This is a genomic window from Janthinobacterium aquaticum, from assembly GCF_009208565.1.
In the GTDB taxonomy this organism is placed as follows: Bacteria; Pseudomonadota; Gammaproteobacteria; order Burkholderiales; family Burkholderiaceae_D; genus Janthinobacterium.
Window position 1 is genome coordinate 120,127 of the sequence record NZ_WFLK01000007.1, and the last position, 26,614, is coordinate 146,740.

Annotated in this window: 24 protein-coding genes; 4 read left to right on the forward strand and 20 right to left on the reverse strand. The window is 61.6% G+C overall.

The features are described from left to right. Positions 1-3: 3 nt before the first annotated feature. The gene (locus GCM43_RS13085; protein WP_152244914.1) at positions 4-408 is read right to left on the reverse strand and encodes a DUF3224 domain-containing protein; all 405 of its coding nucleotides are present in this window, start codon (positions 406-408) and stop codon (positions 4-6) included. Between the two features lie 282 nt (positions 409-690). After that, complete coding sequence (otnI, locus tag GCM43_RS13090) at positions 691-1,527, reverse strand: 2-oxo-tetronate isomerase (RefSeq protein ID WP_152244916.1); 837 nt, start codon at positions 1,525-1,527, stop codon at positions 691-693. A 237-nt stretch (positions 1,528-1,764) separates the two neighbouring features. On the opposite strand from otnI, the gene GCM43_RS13095 reads away from it, so the two are divergent. Next, the gene (locus GCM43_RS13095; protein ID WP_226929474.1) at positions 1,765-4,377 is read left to right on the forward strand and encodes a hypothetical protein; all 2,613 of its coding nucleotides are present in this window, start codon (positions 1,765-1,767) and stop codon (positions 4,375-4,377) included. A 20-nt stretch (positions 4,378-4,397) separates the two neighbouring features. On the opposite strand, the gene GCM43_RS13100 is transcribed toward GCM43_RS13095, so the two are convergent. After that, positions 4,398-5,024, reverse strand: a complete 627-nt coding sequence (locus GCM43_RS13100) for a flavin reductase family protein (protein WP_152244918.1) — start codon at positions 5,022-5,024, stop codon at positions 4,398-4,400. Positions 5,025-5,179: 155 nt separating this feature from the next. Between GCM43_RS13100 and GCM43_RS13105 the strand changes: the two genes are divergently transcribed. Continuing rightward, complete coding sequence (locus GCM43_RS13105; RefSeq protein WP_152245218.1) at positions 5,180-6,238, forward strand: AI-2E family transporter; 1,059 nt, start codon at positions 5,180-5,182, stop codon at positions 6,236-6,238. Positions 6,239-6,331: 93 nt separating this feature from the next. Here GCM43_RS13105 and GCM43_RS13110 read toward each other — a convergent pair whose 3' ends face one another. Continuing rightward, entirely contained in the window at positions 6,332-7,258 is a 927-nt protein-coding gene (locus GCM43_RS13110) for a WD40 repeat domain-containing protein (RefSeq protein ID WP_152244920.1), read from the reverse strand. Then, a complete protein-coding gene (locus tag GCM43_RS13115; protein WP_152244922.1) occupies positions 7,255-7,764 on the reverse strand; it encodes a GNAT family N-acetyltransferase in 510 nt (169 codons plus the stop codon). The genes GCM43_RS13110 and GCM43_RS13115 overlap by 4 nt, the downstream gene beginning before the upstream one ends. A 280-nt stretch (positions 7,765-8,044) precedes the next feature. Between GCM43_RS13115 and GCM43_RS13120 the strand changes: the two genes are divergently transcribed. Together GCM43_RS13120 and GCM43_RS13125 are read left to right on the forward strand one after the other, a co-directional pair. Then, positions 8,045-8,503, forward strand: coding sequence for a hypothetical protein (locus GCM43_RS13120; RefSeq protein WP_152244924.1), 459 nt, complete (start codon positions 8,045-8,047; stop codon positions 8,501-8,503). 67 nt (positions 8,504-8,570) lie between these two features. Next, positions 8,571-10,004 carry a Dyp-type peroxidase gene (locus GCM43_RS13125; protein WP_152244926.1) on the forward strand — a complete coding sequence of 478 codons (1,434 nt, stop codon included), beginning with the start codon at positions 8,571-8,573 and terminating at the stop codon, positions 10,002-10,004. A gap of 110 nt (positions 10,005-10,114) precedes the next feature. On the opposite strand, the gene GCM43_RS13130 is transcribed toward GCM43_RS13125, so the two are convergent. The 15 genes from GCM43_RS13130 to rlmN all read right to left on the reverse strand — a co-directional run bounded on the left by GCM43_RS13130 (position 10,115) and on the right by rlmN (position 26,516). Beyond that, positions 10,115-10,660, reverse strand: a complete 546-nt coding sequence (locus tag GCM43_RS13130; RefSeq protein ID WP_152244928.1) for a phosphoribosyltransferase — start codon at positions 10,658-10,660, stop codon at positions 10,115-10,117. A 74-nt stretch (positions 10,661-10,734) separates the two neighbouring features. Continuing rightward, a complete protein-coding gene (locus tag GCM43_RS13135) occupies positions 10,735-12,048 on the reverse strand; it encodes an adenylosuccinate synthase (protein ID WP_152244930.1) in 1,314 nt (437 codons plus the stop codon). 2 nt (positions 12,049-12,050) lie between these two features. Continuing rightward, positions 12,051-13,211 (reverse strand): ATP phosphoribosyltransferase regulatory subunit, encoded by a 1,161-nt coding sequence (locus GCM43_RS13140; RefSeq protein WP_152244932.1) that lies wholly within the window; start codon positions 13,209-13,211, stop codon positions 12,051-12,053. Positions 13,212-13,456: 245 nt separating this feature from the next. Next, positions 13,457-14,347 carry a protease modulator HflC gene (gene hflC, locus GCM43_RS13145; RefSeq protein ID WP_152244934.1) on the reverse strand — a complete coding sequence of 297 codons (891 nt, stop codon included), beginning with the start codon at positions 14,345-14,347 and terminating at the stop codon, positions 13,457-13,459. Then, positions 14,347-15,639 (reverse strand): FtsH protease activity modulator HflK, encoded by a 1,293-nt coding sequence (hflK, locus tag GCM43_RS13150; RefSeq protein ID WP_152244936.1) that lies wholly within the window; start codon positions 15,637-15,639, stop codon positions 14,347-14,349. Before hflK ends, hflC begins: the two co-directional genes overlap by 1 nt. Before the next feature lie 2 nt (positions 15,640-15,641). Continuing rightward, entirely contained in the window at positions 15,642-16,892 is a 1,251-nt protein-coding gene (gene hflX, locus GCM43_RS13155) for a GTPase HflX (RefSeq protein ID WP_152244938.1), read from the reverse strand. 108 nt (positions 16,893-17,000) lie between these two features. Next, positions 17,001-17,237 (reverse strand): RNA chaperone Hfq, encoded by a 237-nt coding sequence (gene hfq / locus GCM43_RS13160; RefSeq protein ID WP_008450615.1) that lies wholly within the window; start codon positions 17,235-17,237, stop codon positions 17,001-17,003. A gap of 244 nt (positions 17,238-17,481) precedes the next feature. Beyond that, entirely contained in the window at positions 17,482-18,828 is a 1,347-nt protein-coding gene (der, locus tag GCM43_RS13165; protein ID WP_152244940.1) for a ribosome biogenesis GTPase Der, read from the reverse strand. Positions 18,829-18,832: 4 nt separating this feature from the next. Then, positions 18,833-19,978 (reverse strand): outer membrane protein assembly factor BamB, encoded by a 1,146-nt coding sequence (bamB, locus tag GCM43_RS13170; protein ID WP_152244942.1) that lies wholly within the window; start codon positions 19,976-19,978, stop codon positions 18,833-18,835. An 80-nt stretch (positions 19,979-20,058) separates the two neighbouring features. Beyond that, the gene (locus GCM43_RS13175) at positions 20,059-20,724 is read right to left on the reverse strand and encodes a YfgM family protein (RefSeq protein ID WP_152244944.1); all 666 of its coding nucleotides are present in this window, start codon (positions 20,722-20,724) and stop codon (positions 20,059-20,061) included. A gap of 53 nt (positions 20,725-20,777) precedes the next feature. Then, complete coding sequence (gene hisS, locus GCM43_RS13180; RefSeq protein WP_152244946.1) at positions 20,778-22,139, reverse strand: histidine--tRNA ligase; 1,362 nt, start codon at positions 22,137-22,139, stop codon at positions 20,778-20,780. A 57-nt stretch (positions 22,140-22,196) separates the two neighbouring features. Beyond that, complete coding sequence (ispG, locus tag GCM43_RS13185) at positions 22,197-23,486, reverse strand: flavodoxin-dependent (E)-4-hydroxy-3-methylbut-2-enyl-diphosphate synthase (RefSeq protein ID WP_152244947.1); 1,290 nt, start codon at positions 23,484-23,486, stop codon at positions 22,197-22,199. Between the two features lie 36 nt (positions 23,487-23,522). Next, entirely contained in the window at positions 23,523-24,536 is a 1,014-nt protein-coding gene (locus GCM43_RS13190; protein ID WP_152244949.1) for a RodZ domain-containing protein, read from the reverse strand. Positions 24,537-24,549: 13 nt separating this feature from the next. Next, the gene (gene pilW, locus GCM43_RS13195) at positions 24,550-25,341 is read right to left on the reverse strand and encodes a type IV pilus biogenesis/stability protein PilW (RefSeq protein WP_152244951.1); all 792 of its coding nucleotides are present in this window, start codon (positions 25,339-25,341) and stop codon (positions 24,550-24,552) included. After that, on the reverse strand, positions 25,341-26,516 hold the full coding sequence (gene rlmN, locus GCM43_RS13200) for a dual-specificity RNA methyltransferase RlmN (RefSeq protein WP_152244953.1): 1,176 nt from the start codon (positions 26,514-26,516) through the stop codon (positions 25,341-25,343). The genes pilW and rlmN overlap by 1 nt, the downstream gene beginning before the upstream one ends. Positions 26,517-26,614: the final 98 nt, after the last annotated feature.

Consider the following 26,614-nt stretch of genomic DNA (forward strand, 5'->3'; position numbering starts at 1 on the left):
ATCTTATCGGGGTTCGGACAAGGCGTAATTGAGGTCGTAAAAATGCTGGCCGTTCTCGATGCGAATCGCCATCTTGCCGCTGATCCCCGCCAGTTCATCCGTACCTGAATGCGGCACGATGGTGATCGTCAGCGACTGCTGGCCATCGCCCATGGTGCCGCTATGCTGCACCACAAAGCTGCCCTTGCGCCCTTGCAGGGTGCCCGTAATGGACTCGATCGCAACATAGCCAGCTGCGCCTTTGGTGTCGGTCATGGCGCTCAGCATTTCACCTTTGCCCTGCGCTGCCAGCTCACCGCTGTAGACCTTGTCCAGGCCCATGCGGCCCAGCGTGCTGCGGCCGGTGCGCTGCGGCTCCTGCAGCGGTGTCATGGTAACGCTGAAACTTCCCGAAACGTGTGTGCTCATGCGATGATCTCCTGGTGATAGGGGTGCGGCGGACACTGCCGCCATCGACAGAGTGCAAATGGCAAGCAACAGATGCGCCAGGCCATGGACTTTTCTCAACTGCATTGCGGCTCCCGTGATGAAGTGAAACCCAGCTTAGCGTGTCATGAAAGACCAGCATTGGATAAACCCGACAATAGCAATAATCTGTTGCATGCGCCAGCACAGGCACCCATGGGCATTGTTGACCCGCAGGGGGCGGCGGCACCGACACGCTGCTGAGCATGCCGTCTGGCCGGCACTTTACCGATCTGGTCGGGCAAACCCCGCTGGCATACCGCCACTTACAGCAGCCTGGCTGAGCGCACGGTACGGCGCAAACCAGCCCAGCCCCGAGACAGTGTCCGCGCGCGGACGATATTCGCAGCCCACCCAGCCGTTATAGCCAAGCTCATCGAGCAGGCCAAACAGATACGGGTAGTTGATCTCGCCGGTATCGGGCTCATGGCGGCCCGGCACGCCGGCAATCTGCACATGGCCGATACCGGCCAGATGCTGTTTGAATGTGCTGGCCAGGTCGCCCTCAACGATCTGTGCATGGTAAAAATCCATCTGCACTTTCACATTCGACTCGCCACATTCGATGCGCAGCGCATGGGCCTGCTGCTGGGTCAACAGGAAATAGCCGGGCATATCGCGCGGGTTGATCGGCTCGATCATCAGCTCGAGTCCGTGCTGCCCCAGCGCCTGCGCGGCAAAGCGCAGGTTGGCCAGATACGTCGCGCGGTGCAGGGCCGGATCGGCGCCAGCGGGCAGCAGGCCGGCCATCATATGCAGGCGCGGGGTGCCCAGCGCCAGCGCATAGTCGATGGCGCGCGCCACGCCTTCGCGAAACTCGGCCTCGCGCCCCGGCAAAGCGGCCATGCCGCGCTCGCCGCTTGCCCAGTTGCCTGGCGGCAGATTGAACAGCACGTTGACCAGCTTGTTTTCCTGGAGCCAGCCGGCAACGTCGTGCGGCGCATGCTCATACGGAAACAAAAACTCGACGCCCTCGAAACCGGCCGCAGCCGCAGCGGCAAAACGCTGCGCGAAAGGCAGCTCGGTAAACAGCATGCTGAGATTGGCAGCGAAACGGGGCATGAACTCTCCTGACCTGGTGGGCAAACCAGCTGTGGCTTGATTTGTTACCGATGATACGCCAATCAGCAACCTTCACGACACATTCCCCAACCTTTGGCAGGGTGGCACGATACACGCCGCTGGTAACATTGACAGGTCGACTATTTCCATATGGAAATAAATTGAACTGGAATGATGATGCGTTGAGGCACTTCGAGCCAGGTTCTGTCAACAACGCCGTTTAAACAGAGAGGAATCATGAAAATAACACAATACAGGGAACGATTGAAGATGATGGCGGCGCTTGCCAGTGCAGCCATCCTCACAGCCTGTGGCGGTGGCGGCAGCGACGCCCCGGCCGCGGCCGCCAGTTATGCGCCGCAATCGCTCAGCAGCAACGCCGCTGCCGCAGACACGGGCGTCTTGATGCTGCCGCTCGAAGTGCTGGGCAGTGGTTCGCCGCGTGCACCGGTGATTGTCGATGCCGGCCTGGGCGTGGAAGCGGGCAAGCTGGGCAGCGTCAGCAAGCTGTGGTTCCAGTGCCACCGCTGCGGCTTCTACGGTGCGCCCGAGTACGAGGCAGTTACCGACCTGCCCGTGAGGATCAAGGCCAGTGTGCGCATACTTGGCGGCGTCGGCAGCGCCGATGAAGCCAACGTGCCGTGGATCGACATCACCGATGCCAACGTCACGCTGGCCGACGACGAACGCCTGCACGGCGGCATCAATGGCGGCCTGTACACCACGCGCGTCACGATTGCCCTTGATGCGGCCACGCGCGCGCGTCTGGTGGCTTTGCCTGCGCGCAATCGCGTGCAGTTCCGCTTCAACGGCACCGATGGCGAGTCGAACGGCTACCGTGTGCTGGACCTGCAACTGCAAAACAGCGCCGCCGAAGACGTTGGCAACAACAATATTGTGCGCTTCGACCCGCAAAGCGAGCGCGGCGCCAGCGCCAGCGACACCGATGTGGCTGCCGGCAAGGCCCTGTGGTACGGCCATGGCGTGCTCGACAAGTCGTCCATCGTCACGCGCAAGCTGCAGGCGGCGTGCGCCTCCTGCCATGCCGAAAACGGGCGCGACCTGCAGTACTTTAATTATTCCAATAACGCCATCGTGCAGCGCAGCCGCTTTCACGGCCTGAGCGACACGCAGGGCCGCCAGGTTGCCGCGTTCCTGCGCACCTCGCTCGACCAGGTGCCGTATGTGGCAAAAGCACGCCCATGGAATCCGCCCTACCAGCCCGGCCCGGGCCTCGATTGCCACGCGGACGATTGCGCTACCGCCTGGTCGGCCGGCGCCGGCCTGGAAGCCGTGCTCAGTTCTCCTGCCGATGCCCTGAAAGCGCTGTTTGGACGCGATGTCAAACAGCCATTGTCCATCTCGCAAAACGATGTCGACGCCGTCATGAATGCCGGCGCCACCATGAATGCACGGGAAATTCCGGTGCCTCTGCAGTTCCCCGACTGGAACGCCTGGCTGCCAACCATCCACCCGCTTGACGTCTGGCCCACCAGTGCCGATGGCTCCGGATTCACCAACGGCGCGGCGTTTCCTGGCCAGGGCGGCACCAAGAATCCGAACGGCAAATACAAGGAACTGATCAGCTGGCTGACCGCACACCGCAATCCGAACGGCAATATGGCTGACTGGAGCCACCTGACGCCAGACCAGCGCGCACAGATCATGGAGATGTTTTATATCGCCGGATGGGAAGGCTATAACTACCTGGGTGGCGGGCGCGGCAACCATATCGCCGGCAGCGGCCAGACCGGCGCGCAGGTGGGCGGAGCGAACCTCAAGCAACTGGCGGCCAGCACGACCACCGATGCCTGGGGCAAGCCGAACGCGTTCAGCACCAATGCCTTTATCGAACGCGCCGTGGCCAGCATGCTGCACTGGAACAGCGTCAAACAATGGGAAATGGCACAGGACTTTTCGCTTGAAGGCAACCAGCAATGGTTTATCGGCGACAAGGACAAGACCACCGGCGCCTGGAAGGGTCGCGGCGAAGCGCATGGCTGGCCATTCAACTCGGTCAGCCTGTTTTTCCTGGCGCCGCACATGGTCTACCAGGAAGACCGCCAGGCCGACGGCCATGTCACGCGCGAATGGGTCACGGCGTGGGAAACCGACAATATCGTGGGCTCCTATTACCGCAGCAACCAGTGGTATCAGTTGCAGATGAGCGTCAATCCTGGCGGCCAGAGCAACTGGGTCAATTTCCCGATGGACTGGCCATACCTGACCGCCTTCGACGACTATATCGCACAGAAAGTCGGCGACGCCACGCCAGCGGCGCGTGCCGCGCAAAGCGCCCATTTCGTGCGCCTGCTGCAGGCGCGCATCAAGTCGGCGCAGTACGTCAACAACGATATCGTGCTGTACGATCCCAACCAGCCCGACCTGGTCGCCAATGCCGGACGCTACGGGCGGGGCCAGGTACTCAAGCACTTGAGCACCACCAACTACCTCGACAATTCGAACCGCGATGGTGTCGGTCGCACGCGCTTTCACTTTCTTGACGAGGTGGCCGACGGCATGTATCTAAAGGTCATCAATGGCTCGATATTGATGTTCAACTCGCTCTACGTGAACCAGCCGATTGCCAACTGGCGCCGCTGCGACCCTGCCAATACCATGCTCGGCGAGCCTGAAGACGTGGCCGGCTTTCGCTACTGCCTCGATGTTGCCCGCAAGCCGCTGGGTGTGCGCGCCGACGGTTCACGCTTCATGAACTCGAACGCGCTGTACCAGAGCACCACCGAGCAGGTCGAGCAATACGGACTGTGGAAAGCGGCCCAGCTGGGCGCCGATCCGGCACGCCTGAAAGTCTGGCGCGACTGGACCGACGCTGCCTGGCCCAACTGACGTCCGGCAGCAGGCGCCGCTTACGGCCAGGCCGGGCGGCGCATCTTGAACAGGCGGTCTGCGGTGATTTCAAAATAATCGGCCGGGCCGCCTGCCCGCAGTATCGGCGCGGCAGCGGCCGTGTCGTACACGCCGTCTTTGAGCAGATGGCGGGCAATATGCACCCCCACCACTTCGCCCAGCACCAGCCAGCTGCCCACGCCATTGCCGTCCAGCCCCTGCAGCTCGATGATCTGCGTGCTGCGACACTCGAACGACACCGGGCTTTGCGCCACGCGCGGCACGCTCACCACGCGCGACGCGGCCGGGGTCAGCCCGGCCAGCGCAAATTCATCGACCTCGGGCGGCGCCGCCACGCAGCTGGCATTCATCGCCTCGGCCAGCGGCCGCGTGGCCAGGTTCCACACGAATTCGCCGGTCTGTTCGATATTGCGCAGCGTATCCTTGCGCCCGATGCTGGAAAAACCGACCAGCGGCGGCGTATAGTTGAAGGCATTGAAAAAGCTGTACGGCGCCAGGTTCAGCACGCCGGCGCTGCTGCGCGAGGCGATCCAGCCGATCGGGCGCGGCCCGACAATCGCGTTGAACGGGTCGTGCGGCAGGCCGTGGCCGTGGCCTGGCTCATAAAAATGAAGGTCGTCTGTCATCTGTTCATGTGGTGTGGATGGCGCTCGGGGCAAGCGCCGCAGGGGCAAGCTTAACGGATTTACCGCGGCGCCACAGGCGCGACATTTGTGTGGCGACAAGCCAGCCCTGTGCTTTATGATGAGGCAACCCCACTACTTGGCAAACTATTATGATCATGCAACAACTCACGCTGCACCAGAAAGTGTTTTTGCTGCTGCTGGCGCTCGTTACCATTGGCTTTGGCTGGATACTGGCGCCCTATGCCGGCGCCATTTTCTGGGGGCTGGTGCTGGCGATCCTGTTTGCACCGGTGTACCGCTGGTTGCTGGCCAAGAGCAAGGGGCGCGCGACGCTGGCGGCGATGCTGACGCTGTTGCTCATTATCGTGATGGTGATCCTGCCGCTGTCGCTGATCTCCGCCTCGCTGGTCAACCAGGCGGCTGGCGTGGTGGAAATGGTACGTTCGGGGCAGTTTTCAGTGGCCACGTTTTTCAGCAAGATCATGTCGGTGCTGCCGCAGTGGCTGGTCAATCTGCTCGACCGTTTCGACCTGACCACGCTGGCCAGCCTGCAGGACAAACTGACGGCCGGCGCCTCGCAGGTCAGTCAGGTGGTGGCCGTCAAGGCCATCAATGTGGGCATGTACACGTTTGAATTTCTGACCAGCCTGTGCATCATGCTGTATCTGCTGTTCTTCCTGTTTCGCGATGGCGCAGCGCTGTCGGCGCGCATCCGTGCGTCCATTCCGCTGAGCCGCAAGTACAAGCAGCGCCTGTTCAACAACTTCACCACCGTGATCCGCGCCACCGTCAAGGGCAATATCCTGGTGGCGATTGCGCAAGGCGCGCTGGGTGGGCTGGCGTTCTGGTATCTTGATATTCCGGCGCCGCTGCTGTGGGCCGTGCTGATGGCCTTCCTGTCGCTGCTGCCGGCCGTTGGCGCGGCGCTGGTGTGGGGGCCGGTGGCCGTGTATTTCCTCAGCACCGGCGCCATCTGGCAAGGCGCGGGACTGGCCGCCTATGGCGTGCTGGTGATCGGCCTGGTCGACAATGTGCTGCGCCCGATTCTGGTCGGCAAAGACACCAAGATGCCCGACTATGTGGTGCTGCTGTCGACCATCGGCGGCATGGCGCTGCTGGGCCTGCACGGCTTCGTGATCGGCCCGGTGGTGGCAGCGCTGTTTATTGCGTCGTGGGATTTGTTTGCTTCGGCAACCGAGTTTCAGGAAGAGTAACGTAGGTCGGATTAGGCCCTTCGGGCCGTAATCCGACAACATTGTTGACATCAGCTGTATTGTCGGATTACGCCGCTACGCGGCTAATCCGACCTACGCGCTCTTGCCCGTCCTAAAACGCAGCGCCTGCAAACTGCCCTTCTCCCACGATCCGATTGCGGCCAGATCGCTGCCAGGCAAAAAATCGAGCGCGCACGGGTAGACAAACGGCAGCGCGCCGCGCTCTTCCAGGCCTGGCCAGCCATAGCATTCCAGCTGTCCCTTGCCGATACGCACCACCGCGCTGGCGTCCGGTAGCCAGCGTAGCGTATTGCCGGTGCCACCGCCCGGCGGCACCACGCGAGTGTCCAACAGCAGGCCGTCGGCAACTGAATATATCGACAAACGCTGGGCGCCATCCCCGTAGTGCAAGGTGGCCAGCAGCGTGCCGTCGGGTGTCGCCATCAACGAATTCAACTTCGGCAGTTCCAGTACGCGCCGTGCGCCACCGGCCTGCAAAGGCCATTGCCATAGCGTGCAGTAGTCAGGCGGCTGCGCCTGCCCTTCTTCGACCGTCTTCACGCCATGCTGCAGCAGCAGCTGGCCTGCGCCCAGCGTCTGCAAGCCGCGCAGCATCTCGCCTGCATGCTCGTGCATGAATACCACCTTGCCGGTGGCAGCCTCGCGCACCTGCAGGCGGCCATTCCAGCCGCCATCGGCCAGATACTGACCGCACGGTGACCAGGCCGGGGCGCAGCCTTCACCGTCTTTTTTATTCTGGAAGTTGACGAGCAGCTCGCCGCTGGTCACGTCCACCACCGCCATCTGTCCGGTGGTGCTCTTGATGGCGACGCGGCTGCCATCGGGCGACAAGGCCATGTTCGAGCAGTGGGCAATGAACTTGCCGCGCCAGCGCTTCTGGCGCGTGGCGACGTCCCACGCCACCAGATCGCGGCCCAGCACCAGCAAGGTGGCGCCATTGGCTGAAAACGCCACGCCGTAGGCACAGCCCAGATTGAGCGGCTTGGCAGGCGTACTCATGGCCGTGCCAGCCGGTACACCACGCAGTCCATATCGTAGTGCCGCTCCTGGCCTGCATACTGCATGCCCAGGCGCGTCATGACCTTGATCGAGGCGGCATTGGCCGGGTCGGCCACGGCAATGACCTCGGGGGCGCCGACCACGCCGAACGCATGCGCGACAATCGCCTGCGCCGCTTCGCTGGCATAGCCCTGGCCCCAGCCGGCGCGCGCCAGGCGCCAGCCGATTTCATGGGGTTTGCTGCGGTCGCCATCGAGATGCTGCAGGCAGGCCATGCCGATCATCCGGCCGTCGTGGCGGTCCAGCAGTATCCACCACGAATAACCCCACTCGGCCCAGCGCGTAGTAATGCGTTTCAGGGCGGCGCGCGTAACATCCTCGGTCTCTGGCTGGCCACCGTTCAGATAGGTCATTACTTCCGGATCGGTATTGAGCTCACGCATGCGCTCGTAGTGCGCTTCGGTAATCGGCTCCAGCCGCAGCCGCTGTGTAGTCAGTATGGTCATGGTCAATTCAGCCAGGTAAAAAAGGGCAATCTGGTTTGGACAAAGGTCGCGGCGCAGCCCGTCACTTGTATTTTTGAAAACATCCTGCAGCCGCCACGCGCCACAGCGCAGGGCCGTGGCGGCCAGTATAAGTAACTATCGATATGAAATCATATTTCATATCAATTATCATCCGACAATTGTATTAACTTGGCAATAAGTGCAAAAATATAGCTTTTGACGCCGCTGGTGGCACCGCGTAGTGTCGGTCTTCCCGACTACCACGTATGAGGAGCCATTCATGGCCAATCCGCTGTGCTTAATGATGCCGGTACTCCCTGGCACCGATCCGATGAACATTGCTGCGACGCTGCAGGAGTATCAACCGAAAATCAGTGAGGCACTGACCGGTATCGGTACCGTGCACTTTGCCCGCTTTACGCTGCTCGACCGTGCCCAGCCCAATCTGCTGCCCAAGGCCGGCGCCACTGGCCCCTCCGACACCTTGATTATCGGCGTGATCACTGAATATGACGGTGACTTCAACAGCTATATCGAAGATTTCGTGGCGCGACTGGGCGTGGTGTTTGACGCGCTGCTACAGTTTGTCGTCGGCGGCAAGGCAGTGATTCCCGTTGCCGACCATGTCAGTGCGTTTGAAGCCTTCATTACCGCCAACGACGCCGCGCAGCACTTGCCCAATACCGGCCTCTACAGCGCCTATACGCAGACAGTCCAGCAAATCCTCGCCTTGAGCTGAACCGATTGCCACGCCGGGGCAGCGCAAGCGGCCCCGCTACCTTGCCCCAGTCCCCCGGAGAGACAGCATGGCAGATGTCACCATCGATTACGACGACGTGCAAGGCACGATCCTGCGCGGCTACCGCGTCAACCTGGCGCGCCATTTCATCTTCAGCATTACCGACGCCGCGCAGGCCCGGCTTACCATCACGGCCCTGCTTGACGGCAGCGGCGCACTGCCGCCCATTACCACCGCGCGCCATATCTATCCGAAGCCGCCCTGCTTCCTGAACCTCAGTTTTACTGCACCCGGCCTGTCTGCGCTGGGCGTGGCGGCGGCCGACCTGGCCACCTTTGACCAGGCGTTCCAGCGTGGCGCGGCCGATCCGGCCAGCGTTGCGGCGGTGGGCGACATCGGCACCAGCGCCCCCGAGCACTGGCTGGGCAACCTGGGAGCGGCCACCGAAGCTGGCCAGGTGCACGCACTGCTGAGCCTGTGGGTCAGCGAATCGAGCGAGGTGCTGGAGTCGACTTCGGTCACGCTGCGGCGCGCCTTCGCCGATGGCTGGCATGAACTGTATGCACACGACAGCGTGGCCCTGCCGGGCAACCGCGTGCACTTCGGCTACCGCGACAACATCGCCCAGCCCGACGTCGAAGGCGCTCCACCACGCAAGCACGAACCGCTGGCCGAACCCGACCCGCTCAACAGCGTCAAGACGGGCGAATTCCTGCTCGGCTATCCGAATGAAAACGGCGGCACTTACCAGGTACAGCCGGCACAGCTGTCCACCAATGGCAGCTATGCCGCCTTCCGCATCCTGGAGCAGGACGTCGCCCTGTTCGACACCATTCTGAGCGAGGCTGCGGCCAGCTCCGGGCTCAGCACCGAAATGGTGGCCGCCAAGATGTGCGGGCGCTGGCGCAATGGCAATCCGCTGGTACTGCGGCCTGACGAAGCCGGCCCGGTACTGCCGGACGCCAGCCTGAACCACTTTCACTATGTCGACGCACAGCCGGAACTGGACGACACGCTGGGCCTGAAATGTCCGATCGGCTCGCATATCCGGCGCAACAATCCGCGCGACGAGGCAGTGGTGGGCACCTCGGCGCGCCACCATCGCATCGTGCGGCGCGCCATGCCCTATGGCAGCGAATATGATGCAAACCAACCCATTGCGGAGCAACGCGGCCTGGTCGGCTATTTCATCAATGCCAACCTGCGCAATCAATTCGAATTTCTGATGCAGCAATGGAACGATGACGATACTTTCGTCAAATCGGCGGTCGGCCCGGCAGGCCCCTCGGCGGGCAATGCCACGCTCAATATCAGCGGCCAGGACATCTTCCTGGGAGTCAACGACCCGGCCACCAGTTCCTTTACCTTGCCCGGCACGGGCCCCAAAGGCAGCGGCAACAAGAAGCTGCAGCATTTCTCGCGCAGCGTCATCACGCGTGGCGGCGTGTATTGCTTCTTCCCCAGCATCACCGGACTGCGCTACCTGGCAAACCTGGACTAGGCGACAATCGTTGCGAAGCGGCCGCTACTGCGCGGTGCGCTTGGGCGAAAAAAAAAGACGATACAGGATCGTCTTTTTTTCTGCTGCACGAAGGTGCACGAAAGGGCAAATTACTTGCCGGCTTCGCCTTTCTTGATCCAGGCGGCCAGCTGGTGCGGGCGCAGGCCGTCGTATTCTTCGAACGGCTGGTGGATCCACGGGTTGTGTGGCAGCTCTTCGATGTAATAGTCAGGACGCACCACCGAGCAGCCCTTGAGCCAGATCACGGCCGATTTGACTTCGGTCACGCCAGGGAAGTTGTCCTTCAGGTGACGCGTGACCTTGTCGAGCGTGACGCCCGAATCGGCCAGGTCGTCGACCAGCAGGATGCGGCCGGCCAGCGGGCCCTTGGTCATGGTCATGTATTTGGCGATATCGAGGTCGCCCTGGGTGGTGCCCTTGTCTTCGCGGTACGAGCTGGTCGACAGGATCGCCAGTGGCAGGTCAAAAATGCGCGAGAACACGTCGCCCGGGCGCACGCCGCCGCGCGCCAGGCACAGCACCTGGTCAAATTTCCAGCCCGACTCATGGACTTTGAGCGCCAGGCGCTCGATCAGGCGGTGGTATTCTTCCCAGTTCACCCACAGGTGCTGGTCGTTCGATTGTGGCGTAGTCATAGTCTTGTTCTTGAAAGTGATACTGATAGCTTGATTGAAAAAATCCGCCTTGCGGCGGATTGTGTCCAGCAGGTTTATTCGAACGGATGGCGCAGGACGATCGTCTCTTCGCGGTCCGGACCGGTCGAAACCATGTCGACCGGCACGCCGACCAGCTCTTCGATGCGCTTGATATAAGCGCGCGCCGTCGCTGGCAGTTCGGCCAGCGATTTCTTGCCGACCGTGCTTTCGGTCCAGCCTGGCATTTCTTCGTAGACCGGGATGCAGCGCGCTGCTTCTTCGGCGCCCGACGGGAAGATATCGACGGCCACGCCATCGATGGTGTAGCCGGTGCACAGTTTCAGCGTCTGGATACCGTCCAGTACGTCCAGCTTGGTCAGGCACATGCCCGATACGCCGTTGATCTGTACCGAACGACGCAGCAGGGCAGCGTCGAACCAGCCGCAGCGGCGGGCGCGGCCCGTCACGGTGCCAAATTCGTGGCCCACTTGCGCCAGATGGTGGCCGACGCCAGCATCGGTTGGCAGTTCCGAAGGGAACGGGCCGGAACCGACGCGGGTGGTGTAGGCCTTGGTGATGCCCATGATGTAGTGCAGCATGCCAGGACCGACGCCCGAACCGGCGGCGGCATTGCCGGCCACGCAGTTCGACGAAGTGACGAACGGATAGGTGCCGTGGTCGACGTCGAGCAGCGAGCCTTGCGCGCCTTCGAACAGCAGGTTGGCGCCGGCTTTATGGGCGGCGTACAGTGCGCTCGATACGTCGGTGACCATCGGACGCAGGCGTGGCACATAGGCCAGCGCGTCGTCGAGGGTCTTCTGGTAGTCGATGCGCGGTGCCTTCAGATAGTGCTCGAGCACGAAGTTATGGTAGTCCAGGTTTTCACCGAGTTTTTCGGCAAAGCGCTGTTCGTTAAGCAGGTCGGCCACGCGAATGGCGCGACGCGCCACCTTGTCTTCGTAGGCCGGGCCGATGCCCTTGCCGGTGGTACCGATCTTGTTTGCGCCACGGGCCGCTTCACGAGCCAGGTCGATGGCAGTGTGGTAAGGCAGGATCACGGGTGCGGCGTCCGACACTTTCAGGCGCGACGCCACTTCCACGCCGACAGCTTCAAGCTTGTCGATTTCGCGCAGCACGTCCGGCACCGACACCACCACACCGTTACCGATGTAGCAGGCCACGCCCGGGCGCATAATGCCCGACGGGATCAGCTGCAGCGCGGTTTTGACGCCGCCGATGACCAGCGTGTGGCCAGCATTGTGGCCGCCCTGGAAGCGCACCACACCCTGGGCGTGATCGGTCAGCCAATCGACGATCTTGCCTTTACCTTCATCGCCCCATTGGGTGCCGATGACAACGACGTTCTTTGCCATAATTTTCTTTGACATACTTAACCTAAGTTTTTAAGAATCCAGCTACTACCATTATCGGCAAGTACCAGCGCGCGATCGCACTCGAACTCGTCTTGTTCATTACTGTGACCCGGCAGACTCTGGATCACGACCTCGCCCGCCTTGCGCAACTCGGCGATTTTTTCCTTCAATTCCGGCGCGCTGCCCCATGGTGCACGGATCGAATGCTTGCGCTCCGCGGTAGGCAACAGGCGCGCCAGTTCGCGCAAATCGAGCGAGAAGCCGGTCGCGGGACGAGCCCGGCCGAACGCTTCGCCGACGTGGTCATAACGGCCGCCGCGCGCTACTGCGTTCGGCAAGCCTGGTACATACAGCGCAAACATCGCACCGCTTTCATATTGGTAGCCGCGCAGGTCGGCCAGGTCGATCGCCACTTCGGCGCGCCCAATCGCAGAACCAGCCAGTGCGGCCAGTTCGGCCAGCGCCTTCTGCACGCCCGGCAGCGCCGGCAGCACTTCGCGCGCGCGCGCCAGTACATCGATATCGCCATACAGGTTCGGCAGCGCCAGCAGCGCGTCGCGCGTCACGGCGTCATACGAGGCAGTCAGGGCGCGCAGACCCGGCACATCCTTGGCGCGCAGCAGGCCATACAGGGCCGACTCGTCGCGCACGGCCTGTGCATCAGGCGCAATGATAGCGCGCAGCAGGCCAACATGCGACAAATCGAGGCGCACGGCGTCGAAACCGGCCAGCGCCAGTGATGCGAGCGCCAGTTCCTGGATTTCGGCATCGGCTTCCAGGCCAGCGTGGCCGTAGATTTCAGCGCCGATCTGCAGCGGCTCGCGCGTTGCGTGCAAGCCCGACGGACGGGTATGCAGCACGCTGCCGGCATAGCACAGGCGGGTGACGGTCGCGCGGTTGAGCAGATGGGCGTCGATGCGCGCCACTTGCGTGGTCATGTCGGCGCGCAGGCCCAGCATGCGGCCCGACAGCTGGTCGACCAGCTTGAAGGTGCGCAGGTCGGTGTCCTTGCCGGCGCCGGTCATCAGCGACTCGAGGTACTCGAGCATCGGCGGCATCACCAGTTCGTATCCGTACAGACGGAAATTGTCGAGCATCAGGCGGCGCAGCTCTTCGATCTTGCGCGCTTCCGACGGCAATACATCGGCAATATTTTCAGGCAAAAGCCAATTCGGCATGAGGGAGCGTGATACGGAAGAAAGTTGAAAAATGCTTCAGGCGAGGCAGCGGCGGGCGTGCCAGGCAAGAGGCCGAACCTGGCATTTTACGCGAAAACGTGTGACTTTTGGGATAACTTCTGGCCGCGAACCTTTGCCAGTGGTAAAAAATCAGCACTTTTTGCCGGCACGCCACAGGCTGGCACACAAAAAAACAGGGCCGGCATCGCTGCCGGCCCTGCCCTGACCATCAGGTATGACAGCGCTTACTTCTTCGGTGCGGCGCTGGCGCCGCCGGTGCTCTTGAAGTACTTGAAGAATTCCGAACTCGGATCGACCACCATCACGTCGCCCTTGTCCTTGAAGCTGGCACGGTAGGCTTCGAGGCTACGGTAGAACTTGTAGAACTCGGGATTCTTGCCAAACGCTTCGGCATACACCTGCGATGCCTGCGCGTCGCCTTCACCGCGCAGCTTTTCAGCGTCGCGGTAGGCTTCAGCCAGGATCACGGTGCGCTGCTTGTCGGCGTCGGCGCGGATCTTCTCCGATTCAGCCGAACCGGTCGAACGCAGCTCGTTGGCCACGCGTACGCGTTCGGACTTCATGCGTTCGTACACCGAGTTGTTGATCTGGTCGACATAGTCGACGCGCTTCAGGCGTACATCGACGATTTCCACGCCGATCGCTTTCGCTTCGGCCGAGACCTTGGCCAGGATCGCTTCCATCACCTTGCCGCGCTGGCCCGAGATCACTTCGCGCACGGTGCGCTTGGTGATTTCATCGTTCAGCGCTGCCTTGACGATCTGCGACATGCGGTTGCGGGCCGGCTTTTCATCGCCGCCGAAGCTGCGGAAATACAGGCGCGGATCGGCAATGCGCCATTTCACGTAGGCGTCGACCAGGATGTTTTTCTTCTCGGCCGTAATGAAGCGTTCCGGCTCCGGCGTGTCGAGTGTCAGGATGCGCTTGTCCAGGTACAGCACATTCTGGAACGGCGGCGGCAGCTTGAAGTACAGGCCCGGCGAGCTGATGACTTCCTTGACTTCACCGAGCGCAAACACCACGGCATATTTACGCTGGTCGACCACGAACACGGTCGAAGACAGCAGCATGAGCGCGATAAAGCCCGCGATCAGGGCGGCAACGATGCGGTTCATTAGCGGCTCTCCCGTTCACGCGAAACACTGCGTTCGCGGCGCGTATTGACTTCAACTGTAGGCATGGCATCCTGTGGCAAAACGGTGTTGGCTGCCGGTGCGGCCGATGTGCGGGCAGCAGCGTCGGTAGCGGCAGTCTGGGCGATCAGCTTGTCGAGCGGCAGATACAGCAGATTGCTGCCCGTCTTGGCGTCAACCATCACCTTGCTGGCACTGGTAAATACCTGCTGCATAGTGTCCAGATACATGCGGTCACGCGTCACGCCTGGCGCCTTCTGGTACTCGACCAGCACCTGCTTGAAGCGCGACGCATTACCTTCGGCGTTCTCGGTCACCATCGCCTTGTACGCTTCGGCTTCTTCCAGCAAACGGAAGGCGGCGCCGCGCGCTTTCGGAATCACGTCGTTGGCATAGGCCTGACCTTCATTTTTCTGGCGCTCGCGGTCCTGGCCGGCTTTCACGGCATCGTCAAACGCGGCCTGCACCTGTTCCGGCGGCTGCACCGCCTGCATCGTCACGTTGGTAATGACGGCGCCGACCTTGTAGCGATCGAGGATCTGCTGCATCAGCTGCTGCGTTTCATACGCGACTTTTTCACGGCCTTCGTACAGCACGAAGTCCATCTTGCTGCGGCCGACCACTTCGCGGATCGCCGTTTCGGCCACCTGGCGCAAGGTGTCTTCCTGGTCGCGGTTCTGGAACAGCCAGTCAACCGGGCTCTTCAAGGTGTACTGCACCGCAAACTGAATGTCGATAATGTTTTCATCGTCGGTCAGCATCAGCGATTCACCAGTCTGCTTGTTGCGCAGCGAATCGCGGTAACCGACTTCCACCGTACGCACCTGCGACACATTGACCGTTTCGTCAGTCTGGAACGGATACGGCCAGCGCCAGTTGAAACCGGCTGGCGTGGTATGGCTGTATTTGCCGAACGTCAGCACCACGCCGTTCTGGCCCTCCTGCACGATAAAGGCGCCGCTGGCCAGCCAGATCAGCACGGCAATACCGCCCACTACACCAGCGGTAATGCCGGCGCCCTTCATGTCGGGACGCTGGCCGCCGCCATTGCCGCCACCATTGTTGTTATTGCCGCCGTTGTCGGGACGGTTTTTCTGGCCGAAAAAGGCATTCAGGCGCTGATTGAAATCGCGCCAGATCTGATCGAGGTCGGGAGGACCTTCGCCCGGCTTTTTGCCTTCTTGGGCTTTCTGGCCGTCATCCTTGCGATTGCCCCAGCGGGGGTCGTTCAGGGACAACTTCAAGCCTGTTTTCTTGAGTAGGGAGACAAGCATAACTATCGTATTCCGACTTTGGAGTGGGTGGAAAACCGGTCGTCCGCGCCGGGCTCTGTGGCCTGGTCGGGGGCGGCGCCATCGTGCTGGTCCTTCTGGTCCTGCTGATCGGCTGGCTCATCATCGGCCAGCCCATCGTCTTGCTGCGTGTCGCCGCCACCCTGGTACAGGTGCGCCGAGCGCGGTGCATTTTTTGCCATCTCGACGATGGACTCGCGCAGCAGATCGAGGCCGCTGCCGGTGCGTGCACTGACAAACACGCGATTGATCACGCCTTCTTCGTCACGCTCGACCACCGGTTCCAGGCCAGCGGCGTCGATCTTGTTCCACACGAGAATTTGCGGAATATGATCGGCGCCGATCTCTTTCAGGACCAGGTTGACCTGCTCGATCTGCTCCATGCGCACCGGCGAGGCGGCGTCGACCACATGCAGCAGCAGGTCGGCATGGATGGTTTCTTCGAGCGTGGCGCGAAACGCCGCCACCAGTTGATGCGGCAATTCGCGCACGAAACCAACCGTGTCCGAGATCACCACGTTGCCCACTTCCTGGCCCAGGTAGACCCGGCGCGAGGTGGTATCAAGCGTGGCGAACAGCTGGTCGGCGACATACACGCCGGCCTTGGTCACGGCATTGAACAGGGTCGACTTGCCAGCATTGGTATAGCCGACCAGCGAGACCGAGAACGTGTGATTGCGCCCACGTGCGCGGCGCTGGGTTTCGCGCTGCTTGTGCAGCTTTTCCAGCCGTGCGCGCAGCGCCTTGACGCGTTCGCCGATCAGCCGGCGGTCCGTTTCAAGCTGCGTCTCGCCGGGACCGCGCAAGCCGATACCGCCTTTTTGCCGCTCAAGGTGAGTCCAGCCGCGAATCAGGCGCGTGGCCAGATGCTGCAGCTGGGCCAGCTCAACCTGCAGCTTGCCCTCGTGGCTCTTGGCGCGCTGCGCAAAGATATCGAGAATCAGGCTGGTACGGTCAAGCACGCGCACATTGAGGCGCTTTTCCAGATTGCGCTGCTGGGCAGGCGAAAGGGCATGATTGAAGATGACAATTTCCAGGCCATCGTTGACGACCGCGTCGCCAATTTCGTCAGCCTTGCCGCTGCCGACGAAATAGGCCGAGTCGGGACTCGAACGCTTGGCCGTGATGGTGGAAATCGGGTCCGCGCCAGCAGAGCGCGACAACAGCATCAGCTCCTCCATGCTGGCGGCAAAATCGCTGTGACCGAAGTCAACGCCGACTAGTGCCGCGCGCATGATGAAGGCAAACGTGTTGAGGCGCGCGCCGATGCCGGGGCATCAGCGCTGCTGGCGCGGGCGAAAGCGAAGAAGGGTGCAAGGCGCAGGGCCGTCAAGCTCAACGCTTTACTCCGCTTCGGATTCAATATTGAGATTGACGGCACGGGCCGGCACCACTGTCGAGATGGCGTGCTTGTACACCATCTGCGTGACCGTATTGCGCAGCAATACGACGTATTGATCGAACGATTCGATATGGCCTTGCAGTTTGATGCCGTTGACCAGATAGATCGAGACAGGAACATGCTCTTTGCGTAATGCATTGAGGAATGGGTCTTGTAACAGTTGCCCTTTGTTGCTCATAACAGCTCCGTTTGTTGATGTTGTTGTGTAAGAATTGGAGGCGACGCGCTTGATTTCAAGTGCCCATGCAACATTCTTCTCAAGACAGAATGTTGTTATAGCTACTGTAACCTGTTTTCGCGCTCGCTGTCGCGCAACGCGCATTAACGATTTATTATAACTGTGCGCTATCCCATATTACATGGCTACCGGCGCCGCATTATGATGGCGGCGCCTTAATTGCAGCTTAATATAACAATGTGATTTACTTGCTCGGCGTTCTGGCAAATGGATTTTTACCGGTGCGCAGTTCAATGCGCAATGGCGTGCCGACCAGCGAGAAGGTATCGCGGAAATGCTTTTCAAGATAACGCTTGTAGGGCTCACCCACGGCGTCAAGTGCATTGCCGTGAATAACGATCACCGGCGGATTCATGCCGCCCTGATGCGCATAGCGCAGCTTCGGACGGATCGAACCCTTGCGGCGCGGCTCCTGCTTTTCCACCGCTTCGATCAATGCACGCGTCAGTTTTGGCGTGGACAGGTCGCACATGGCGGCCGCATAGGCCGCATTAAGCGACTTCATCAAGGGACCGATGCCGGTGCCTTTCAAAGCCGAAATAAAGTGCATGTTGGCAAACGAGAGGAAATCGAGCTTGCGGTCGAGATCGATCTTGATTTCATCGCGTTCATGCGATTGCAGGCCGTCCCATTTATTGACGGCGACCACCAGCGCGCGGCCCGATTCGAGAATAAAGCCGGCAATATGCGCATCCTGCTCGGAAATATCCTGCTGCGCGTCGAGCAGCAAAATCACCACATTGGCTTCGGAAATCGACTGCAGCGTCTTGACCACCGAGAATTTCTCGATCGCTTCAAACACCTTGCCGCGGCGGCGGATACCGGCCGTGTCGATCAGCGTATATTGCTGGCCGTCGCGCTCGAACGGAATCTCGATCGAGTCGCGCGTGGTGCCCGGCATGTCGAAGGCGATCACGCGCTCTTCGCCCAGCAGGGTATTGACCAGCGTCGACTTGCCCACGTTGGGGCGGCCGACCAGCGCGATGCGGATGCCGCGATCGGTTTTTTCCAGCTCTTCCGGCTCTTCCGGACGCTGGGCAAACGCGGTATCGAGCATCACTTCGACCAGGTCGGCCACGCCGTCGCCATGCGCCGACGAGATCGCGTACGGATCGCCCATGCCCAGCTCGTAGAAGTCCGACACCACGGCCGTGTAGCGCATGCCTTCGCTCTTGTTGACCACCAGCATGACCGGACGGCCGCTCTTGCGCAGGAAGTCGGTGATGGTCTTGTCATGCGGCGTCAGGCCCTGGCGGCCGTCGACGATGAACACCACCACATCGGCCTCGGCCACGGCCTGCTTGGTCTGCAGTGCCATCTGGTGCATGATGCCTTCCTTGGCCACGGGTTCGAAACCACCCGTATCGATGACCAGGAAGGGACGTTCGCCGACACGACCTTCGCCATAGTGACGATCGCGCGTCAACCCAGGCAAATCGGCCACCAGCGCATCGCGCGAGCGGGTCAGACGATTGAATAAAGTCGATTTCCCAACATTGGGTCGACCTACTAGTGCTATTACCGGCTTCATTGTATTACTCGACTGCCAAGGCAGTCACTGTCCCTGATTGGGTTTGAAAAATCAAATTCGAACCTGCCACCACCGGCACCGACACAATCGGGCTGCCGTCGGTGCTGACCCGACCTAATAATGCGCCATCTTCCCGCGACAGGAAGTGGATATAACCTTGATAGTCGCCGACCGCCACGCTGCGACCATACGAGGCCGGCGTGGACAGGCGACGACGCGCCAGCGTGTCATTCTTCCACGCGCCCTGGCCGCCGTCGCGGGCAAACGCCAGCACGGAACCCTGGTCGTCGGCGGCAAACACGAAACGCTGGTCAACTGCCACGCCCACGTCCGTCGAGATCGGCTTGGTCCAGCGCGGCACGCCGGTGGCGGCGTCGAAGCAGCCGGCCTTGCCCTGGTACGTTGCGGCGCACACTTCGCTCTCAAACACCACCGGCGTGCCGGCGATATCGGAGACGCGCTCCAGTTCGGTTGCGCCGCGCGGCTCGCTGACCACTACTTCCCAGCGTACCACACCGGTGGCCGCTGTCAGCGCCAGCAATTTGCCGCCTGGCTGGGCCACATAGATATTGGCGCCGCCAGCGACCATGCCCGGCGCATTGCGCAAGGTCAAAGCCGGCGTGGCGCGCTGCACCGTCCATTTGCGCTCGCCCGTTTTTGCGTCGTAGCCGACGATACGGTTGTCGATGCTGCGTACGGCAACGATGCCGTCAGCCACCACCGGCGCGCTCAGCACCTCGCTGGACGCCTGGGCCTTCCACAGCGACTTGCCGTCAGCATCAAACGCCAGGATCTGGCCCTTTATGGCGCCGACTGCCACCACATTGCCATCCGTGCCCGGGCTCGACGTAATGTCGGCGCCAGCCTTGATACGCCAGGTTTCCCGGCCCGTGGCCGCATCGATGCGCGCCAGCGCACCGTCGGCATTGACCACGTACAGGCTGGTGCCCGACAGCGCCGGCGAAAACGCATACACGCCGCCTTTGCCAATCGAATACTTCCATGCATCGCGCACTGCCATGCTCGATTTTAACTCGACCAGCTTGGCCGGCTCGGTTTTCGGATCTTTCGAGGCAAACGGATTCCAGGACGAGCAACCGGCCATCAGGGCCAGCAGGCTTGCAGCAAGCAGTTTTTCAGTGATGCGCATATGTGTTATCCAACCTTTGTTGTACTTGTCAGTGTAAGGCAGGCGGCAGCCGGTGCCGCGCAGCAGAACTAGCCTGCCGCTCAGGCAGCGGCCGCTTCAGCCTTTTTCTCTTCGGGCACGCTGCCACCGATTGCTTCGAGCTTGACCTGGATCAGCTGGCGGCCCGGATTGTCTTTCGAGGTGGCATTCCATGCCGCCAGGTACGCAGTGCGTGCATCGGCCAGCTTGTTTTGCGCGACCAGCACATCGCCCTTGCGGTCGGCCACGGCGCCGGCAAACTGCGCCACGGTGTCGCCGGACAATACTTTCAGCGCTTCATCGTAGGCTTTTTCATCGAGCAGCACGCCAGCCAGGCGCAGCTTGGCAATCGCCTTGTATTCTTCGCTGCCATGTTCCGCCACCCATTGCAGCTGGGCCTTGGCCGTTTTCAGGTCCTTGGCGTCGAACGCCGCCTTGGCGGCAGCCAGGCCGCTCATCTGCGCGTAGGCGGTGCCGCCAAAGCGCGACTGCATGTCGCCGGCAGCGCGCTGGATCTTGGCCGCATCCTTGGCGGCAATCGCGCCTTGCAGCTCCTCATACAGCTGGCCTGCCTGCGCAGCCTGGTTGCGCTGGTAGTACTGCCAGCCGGCCCAGCCGCTGTAGCCTGCCAGCGCCACGATCAGGACCCAGGAGGTCAGATTGCCGTGACGTTGCCACCAGGCCTTGAGGGTTGCCAGTTGTTCTTGTTCTTCGTGATCGTATGCCATGAGAGTTCAGTTTGAAAGGTGTTGATCGAAAATGCCTGCTGCTGCCATCAATATCAATGATGGTGGTGCACGTGGCCGTCGGCGCCGTGGTCGTGACCGCAATCGTGGGCGCCGATAATCTGGTCGACCAGGTAATCGACCACCTCGTCGAACGGCACCGTATTTTGCTGCGCGCCGCCTTCGGCATCGCGCAGCGCCTTGACGTTGGCGACATGATTGGCCACTTCGTCGTCGCCGAGGATCACGGCAAACGAAGCGCCGCTGGCATCAGCCTTTTTCATCTGCGCCTTGAAGGCGCCGCCGCCATTGCTGGCCGCGCAATGCAAGACCACGTCCAGGCCGGCGTCACGGATGCGCTCGGCCAGCACGAAAGCCTGCAGGCCGGCCTGCTCGCCCTGATGCACCAGGTAGACGTCGCACTGGGCTGGCGCCACCGGCTCGCCCGCTTCCTTCATCAGCAGCACCAGGCGTTCGATGCCCATGCCAAAGCCAACCGCCGGGGTCGACTTGCCGCCAAACATTTCCACCATGCCGTCATAACGGCCGCCGGCGCAGACCGTGCCTTGCGCGCCCAGCTTGTCGCTGACCCACTCGAACACGGTGCGATTGTAATAGTCGAGGCCGCGCACCAGGCGCGGGTTGATGGTAAATGGAATATTGTTGTGATTCAAGATCTTCTGCAGGCCATGGAAATGCGCCAGCGATTCTTCGCCCAGGTATTCCAGCAGCTTCGGCGCATTGTTCACCAGTTCCTGCATGGCCGGATTCTTGGTATCTAAAATGCGCAGCGGATTGCTGTGCAGGCGGCGCTTGGCTTCTTCGTCAAGCAGCTCGCTGTGGCTTTCCAGGTAAGCGATCAGGTCGGCGCGGTGGCGCAGGCGCTCGCCGGCGTCGCCGATCGAATTGAGTTCCAGGCGGATGTCTTCCAGGCCCAGATCGTCCCACAGGCGGCGGCACAGCATGATCAGCTCGGCATCGATATCGGGTCCGGTAAAGCCGATCGCTTCCACGCCGAACTGGTGGAACTGGCGATAGCGGCCTTTTTGCGGGCGCTCGTGGCGGAACATCTGGCCCTTGTACCACAGGCGTTTCGGGCCTTCGTACACCAGATTGTGCTCGACCACGGCGCGCACCACGCCGGCCGTGCCTTCAGGGCGCAGCGTCAGGTTGTCGCCGTTCATCGAGTCGGTAAACGAATACATTTCCTTTTCCACGATGTCGGTCACGGCGCCGATGGCGCGTGCAAACAGCTTGGTTTCTTCCACGATCGGGGTGCGGATCTGCTGGAAGCCATAGCTCTGCAGCACCGACTGGGCGGTGTTTTCAAACAATTCCCACAGCGGCGCGTCGGCGGGCAGCACATCGTTCATGCCTTTGACGCCGGTGATTTTTTCTGCTTTTTTATTTTCGGACATAATGTTTTTCTTTTCTTTAACTGTGGTGTCGGATTACGCGCGGAGCGCTAATCCGACCTACCCGACCACCCCGACCGCTCCAGCCAACGCTGCGGTGCCGTAATGGGTTTTAACATAGTTCAGGACGATGTCCTGGAATTCCTCGACGATGCGCTCGCCGCGCAGGGTGACGACTTTTTCGCCATCGACAAATACCGGTGCGGCTGGCGATTCGCCGGTGCCGGGCAGGCTGATGCCGATATTGGCGTGCTTCGATTCGCCGGGACCGTTGACGATGCAGCCCATCACGGCCACGTTCATCGCTTCGACGCCGGGATACGATTTTTTCCATTCCGGCATCTGCTCGCGCAGATAGGTCTGGATATTGTCGGCCAGTTCCTGGAACGTGGTCGAGGTGGTGCGGCCGCATCCCGGGCAGGCAATCACCATCGGCGCAAACTTGCGCAGGCCCATGGTCTGCAGAATTTCCTGGCCGACGATCACTTCGCGCGTACGGTCGCCGCCCGGCTCGGGCGTCAGCGAAATGCGGATGGTGTCGCCGATGCCTTCCTGCAGCAGTACCGACAGCGCCGCCGTCGAGGCAACGATGCCCTTGCTGCCCATGCCCGCTTCGGTCAGGCCCAGGTGCAGCGGATAGTCACAGCGCTTGCCCAGTTCGCGGTACACGGCGATCAGATCCTGCACGCCGGAGACTTTGCACGACAGGATGATCTTGTCGCGCGCCAGGCCCAGCTCTTCGGCACGCACGGCGTTTTCAATGGCCGACGTGACCAGCGCTTCGTACATCACCGCCTGCGCCGTCCACGGTTCGGCGCGGCCCGCGTTTTCATCCATGATGCGCGCCAGCAGCGCCTGGTCCAGGCTACCCCAGTTCACGCCGATGCGCACCGGCTTGTCGTAGCGGCAGGCCGCCTCGATCATCTGGGCAAACTGCGTGTCACGCTTGGCACCCTTGCCCACATTGCCCGGATTGATGCGGTATTTCGACAGCGCACGCGCGCAATCAGGGTAATCGTTAAGCAGCGTATGGCCGTTGTAATGGAAGTCGCCCACCAGCGGCACATCGATATCCATCTTGTCGAGCTGTTCGCGGATATACGGCACGGCCGCAGCGCTTTCGGGCCGGTCGACCGTCAGGCGCACCATTTCGGAGCCGGCGCGCGCCAGTTCCTTGATCTGGATCGCAGTGGCAATCGCGTCGGCCGTATCGGTATTGGTCATCGACTGCACCACCACCGGGGCGTTGCCGCCAACCCATATCTGGCGCTGGCCGTACTGCACCAGCACCTTGCGGCTGTCGCGCCGATCCGAGGGGCCGGAGGCAATTGCTGTATTCGAGGAAGCCATGTTCGTTGTCGTCTGTAAGAAAATAGTCAAACCGTGTTATTTGATGCTGACGCGGGCAATCGTGCCACCGGCCACCGTCGGCAGGTCGAGCTTTGCGCCGCGCAGGGTGGCTTGCACCACACCGGGCTTGCCGACCACCAGCGTGGCCGGACCGGTAATGTCGAATGTCTCGGTGCTGCCGGCCTTGACCAGGCGCGAAATGAGCGGCGAGGCGTTTGGACGGCGAATTTCAACCCACGAATCCTGTTCCACTTTCAGCACCAGTGCGTTTGCACCTGCTGCTGCCGGGACTGCGGCCGGCGCTTCAGCTGCAACCGCAGCTGGCGCGGCAGCGGCTGTCGCTGTCACCGGTGCCGGCGTGGTAGCAGCCGCTGCTGGCGGTGTTGCCGGCGGCGCTGCTGGTGTCACTACCGAAGCTGCCGTCTGCGCGGCGCTGTCGCTGCCGGCTGGCGGCGGCACCGAAATTAACGGCACCGACGGCGTTTGCACCGGTGCCAGTTCGCCCGGCTTGACCAGCGTGGTTTCGACCGGCGCCGTGACGCCGGTGTGTTCGGCCGGCTTGTCGGCATGCGCCAGCAGGTTCTCGGGTACATAGCCAAGCTTGTAGGCGCCAAAGGCCGCCACGGCCACGACCACCACCGCGCCGGCAATCCACACGGCCGGATTGCTTGAGCGCTGCGTCATCGATGGAAATTTCGACTCCGAAAACGTGGTGCCGGACATTTCACGGCGCACCGGCGTTACTGCCTCCTGCGTCGGCGCCTGCGGCACTTCGATCATCGCCACCAGCGGCGCTGCGTCCAGCCGCAGCACCTTGGCGTAGGCGCGCACGAAACCACGCACCACGGCCAGATTCGGCAAGGCCGCCACGTCGCCCTCTTCCAGCGCCACCACCTGGCGCGGCGCCAGCTTGAGCTGTTCAGCCACCTGCCCCACCTGCCAGCCCAGCGTCTCACGCTGCGCCTTCAGTTGTGCGCCCGCCAGCGCAAGGTTGCCCTGCGGCTGCTGAGGTGCTTCTGCCCGAGGCGTTTCTGCCCGCTCTGAATTCATTGGTACCCCTGTCTCACTCATCAAACGCCCCACTTTGATAAGCAGCATATTCGGACGAAGCGAAATGGTGACGACGCAGCAGCGCCGCCAGGCCAGCTTCCGCTTCTGTATTTCCGAGCTTATGCTGCACCTTGATCCCGAGCCACAGCACATCGGCCGGCTGGCTCTCCATAGTCCCTGCTGCTGCAAGCCGTCCCAGATGCAGGGCGGCTTGCCGGTAATCTTGCTGCTTGTAATACACACGCACCAGGCCGGCATGCGCCACAGCCTCGTCGGGCGCCAGTGCCAGGGCGCGCGTGAAATACGCGCCGGCGCGGCGATCATCACCGAGGTTCAAGCTGCACTGTCCGGCATTGAGCAGCGCCTTCTCAGGCGTGTCATACGACGCATCCTGCAACGCTGCCTCAAAATAGCCGAGCGCCTGGGCAGCACGCCCGCTCCGGCATAAAAACTGGCCGTAATTATTGCTCAACTCCGGATTGTGAGGCGCAAGGCGCAAGGCGTAAAGAAAATCTTGCTCTGCCAGCAAAGGTTTTCGCAATGCAGCATAGACCAGCGCGCGCATGCCATGTGCCTGTGGCAAGGTCGGCGCCAGCGTGATCGCCTGATTGGCTTCCTGCAAAGCGACTTCGAGCTGGCCCTGCTCATAATAGGCACTGGCCAGTTGCAAACGCAATTGCGCACGCTGGGCGCTGCTGGCGCCTTCGCTGGCATGGTCTGGCGCAACAGCACAGCCGACCAGCGCCCCAGCCAGGCTGAAGGCAGCCACAGCGCGTGAGCAATGGATCGCCATGCCTTCCTGCATCAGGTGCGAATTTCCACGATCTTGCCGAAATTGGCGCCAAACTTCTGCTGGTATTCGGACATCTTTTCCATCCGTTCCTGCACCCGCGTGCGGTCCTTGACTTCGCCGGCCAGCTGGCCGCAGGCGGCATCGATATCGTCGCCGCGCGTCTTGCGCACGGTGGTGACGATGCCGCCGTCCATCAGCACCTGGGCAAACGCCTTGATGCGCGGATTTTTCGAGCGGAACAGGCCCGACTCGGGGAAGGGATTGAACGGAATCAGGTTGAACTTGCAGTTCACGCCAAATTCGCGGTCCTGCACCAGCGCCAACAGTTCGCGCGCGTGCTCGTCGCTGTCGTTGACGCCGTCCAACATGCAGTATTCAAAGGTGATGAAGTCGCGCGGCGCAAATTCCAGGTAGCGCTTGCAGGCGGCCATCAGTTCCTTCAATGGGTATTTCTTGTTCAGTGGAATCAGACCATCGCGCAGCGAATCATTCGACGCATGCAGCGACACGGCCAGCGCCACCGGCACTTCCTGCGACAGCTTGTCCATCATCGGCACCACGCCCGAAGTCGACAGCGTCACGCGGCGGCGCGACAGACCGTAGGCGTTATCGTCGAGCATCAATTTAAGGGCGGTGACGGTCGGCTCGAAGTTCAGCAGCGGCTCGCCCATGCCCATCATCACCACGTTGGTGATCTGGCGCTCGCCTTTCGGGCCCGGCTCGATACCCTTGGTGCGGCGCAGTTCGAATTCGGCCATCCACAGCTGACCGATGATCTCGCCCACCGTCAGGTTGCGGTTGAAGCCCTGCTTGCCGGTCGAGCAGAAACGGCAGTTGACGGCGCAGCCAGCCTGGGTCGAAATGCACAGCGTGCCGCGATTTTCTTCCGGAATGAATACGGTCTCGACCGCATTGCCATTGCCGACGTCGACCAGCCACTTACGCGTCCCATCGGTTGAGGTATGGTCGCTGATAATGGCCGGCGCGCGTACTTCGGCGCGCGTCCTGAGTTTGTCGCGCAGGGACTTGGCCAGGTCGGTCATGGCATCGAAGTCCGACGCACCGAACTGGTGTATCCAGCGCTGTAATTGTTTTGCACGGAACGGTTTCTCTCCCAACTCGGCGCAATAGGCGATGAGCTGCGCGGGATCGAGGTCCAGCAAGTTGGTGAGTGTTGTCGTGGTCATGTCGTCAATTCCAAAAATCCGTCCCCGCGCGCCAGGCCCAATGGGCGGCGCCGCGGGAACAGGGGGTGATAAAGTCATTTCATGGATAACGCCATGAA

Bases quoted from the DNA above. Each gene is read 5' to 3' on its own strand.
- GCM43_RS13085 (WP_152244914.1), bottom strand. From the start codon at position 408: ATGAGCACACACGTTTCGGGAAGTTTCAGCGTTACCATGACACCGCTG.
- otnI (WP_152244916.1), bottom strand. From the start codon at position 1,527: ATGCCCCGTTTCGCTGCCAATCTCAGCATGCTGTTTACCGAGCTGCCT.
- GCM43_RS13095 (WP_226929474.1), top strand. From the start codon at position 1,765: ATGAAAATAACACAATACAGGGAACGATTGAAGATGATGGCGGCGCTT.
- GCM43_RS13100 (WP_152244918.1), bottom strand. From the start codon at position 5,024: ATGACAGACGACCTTCATTTTTATGAGCCAGGCCACGGCCACGGCCTG.
- GCM43_RS13105 (WP_152245218.1), top strand. From the start codon at position 5,180: ATGCAACAACTCACGCTGCACCAGAAAGTGTTTTTGCTGCTGCTGGCG.
- GCM43_RS13110 (WP_152244920.1), bottom strand. From the start codon at position 7,258: ATGAGTACGCCTGCCAAGCCGCTCAATCTGGGCTGTGCCTACGGCGTG.
- GCM43_RS13115 (WP_152244922.1), bottom strand. From the start codon at position 7,764: ATGACCATACTGACTACACAGCGGCTGCGGCTGGAGCCGATTACCGAA.
- GCM43_RS13120 (WP_152244924.1), top strand. From the start codon at position 8,045: ATGGCCAATCCGCTGTGCTTAATGATGCCGGTACTCCCTGGCACCGAT.
- GCM43_RS13125 (WP_152244926.1), top strand. From the start codon at position 8,571: ATGGCAGATGTCACCATCGATTACGACGACGTGCAAGGCACGATCCTG.
- GCM43_RS13130 (WP_152244928.1), bottom strand. From the start codon at position 10,660: ATGACTACGCCACAATCGAACGACCAGCACCTGTGGGTGAACTGGGAA.
- GCM43_RS13135 (WP_152244930.1), bottom strand. From the start codon at position 12,048: ATGTCAAAGAAAATTATGGCAAAGAACGTCGTTGTCATCGGCACCCAA.
- GCM43_RS13140 (WP_152244932.1), bottom strand. From the start codon at position 13,211: ATGCCGAATTGGCTTTTGCCTGAAAATATTGCCGATGTATTGCCGTCG.
- hflC (WP_152244934.1), bottom strand. From the start codon at position 14,347: ATGAACCGCATCGTTGCCGCCCTGATCGCGGGCTTTATCGCGCTCATG.
- hflK (WP_152244936.1), bottom strand. From the start codon at position 15,639: ATGCTTGTCTCCCTACTCAAGAAAACAGGCTTGAAGTTGTCCCTGAAC.
- hflX (WP_152244938.1), bottom strand. From the start codon at position 16,892: ATGCGCGCGGCACTAGTCGGCGTTGACTTCGGTCACAGCGATTTTGCC.
- hfq (WP_008450615.1), bottom strand. From the start codon at position 17,237: ATGAGCAACAAAGGGCAACTGTTACAAGACCCATTCCTCAATGCATTA.
- der (WP_152244940.1), bottom strand. From the start codon at position 18,828: ATGAAGCCGGTAATAGCACTAGTAGGTCGACCCAATGTTGGGAAATCG.
- bamB (WP_152244942.1), bottom strand. From the start codon at position 19,978: ATGCGCATCACTGAAAAACTGCTTGCTGCAAGCCTGCTGGCCCTGATG.
- GCM43_RS13175 (WP_152244944.1), bottom strand. From the start codon at position 20,724: ATGGCATACGATCACGAAGAACAAGAACAACTGGCAACCCTCAAGGCC.
- hisS (WP_152244946.1), bottom strand. From the start codon at position 22,139: ATGTCCGAAAATAAAAAAGCAGAAAAAATCACCGGCGTCAAAGGCATG.
- ispG (WP_152244947.1), bottom strand. From the start codon at position 23,486: ATGGCTTCCTCGAATACAGCAATTGCCTCCGGCCCCTCGGATCGGCGC.
- GCM43_RS13190 (WP_152244949.1), bottom strand. From the start codon at position 24,536: ATGAATTCAGAGCGGGCAGAAACGCCTCGGGCAGAAGCACCTCAGCAG.
- pilW (WP_152244951.1), bottom strand. From the start codon at position 25,341: ATGCAGGAAGGCATGGCGATCCATTGCTCACGCGCTGTGGCTGCCTTC.
- rlmN (WP_152244953.1), bottom strand. From the start codon at position 26,516: ATGACCACGACAACACTCACCAACTTGCTGGACCTCGATCCCGCGCAG.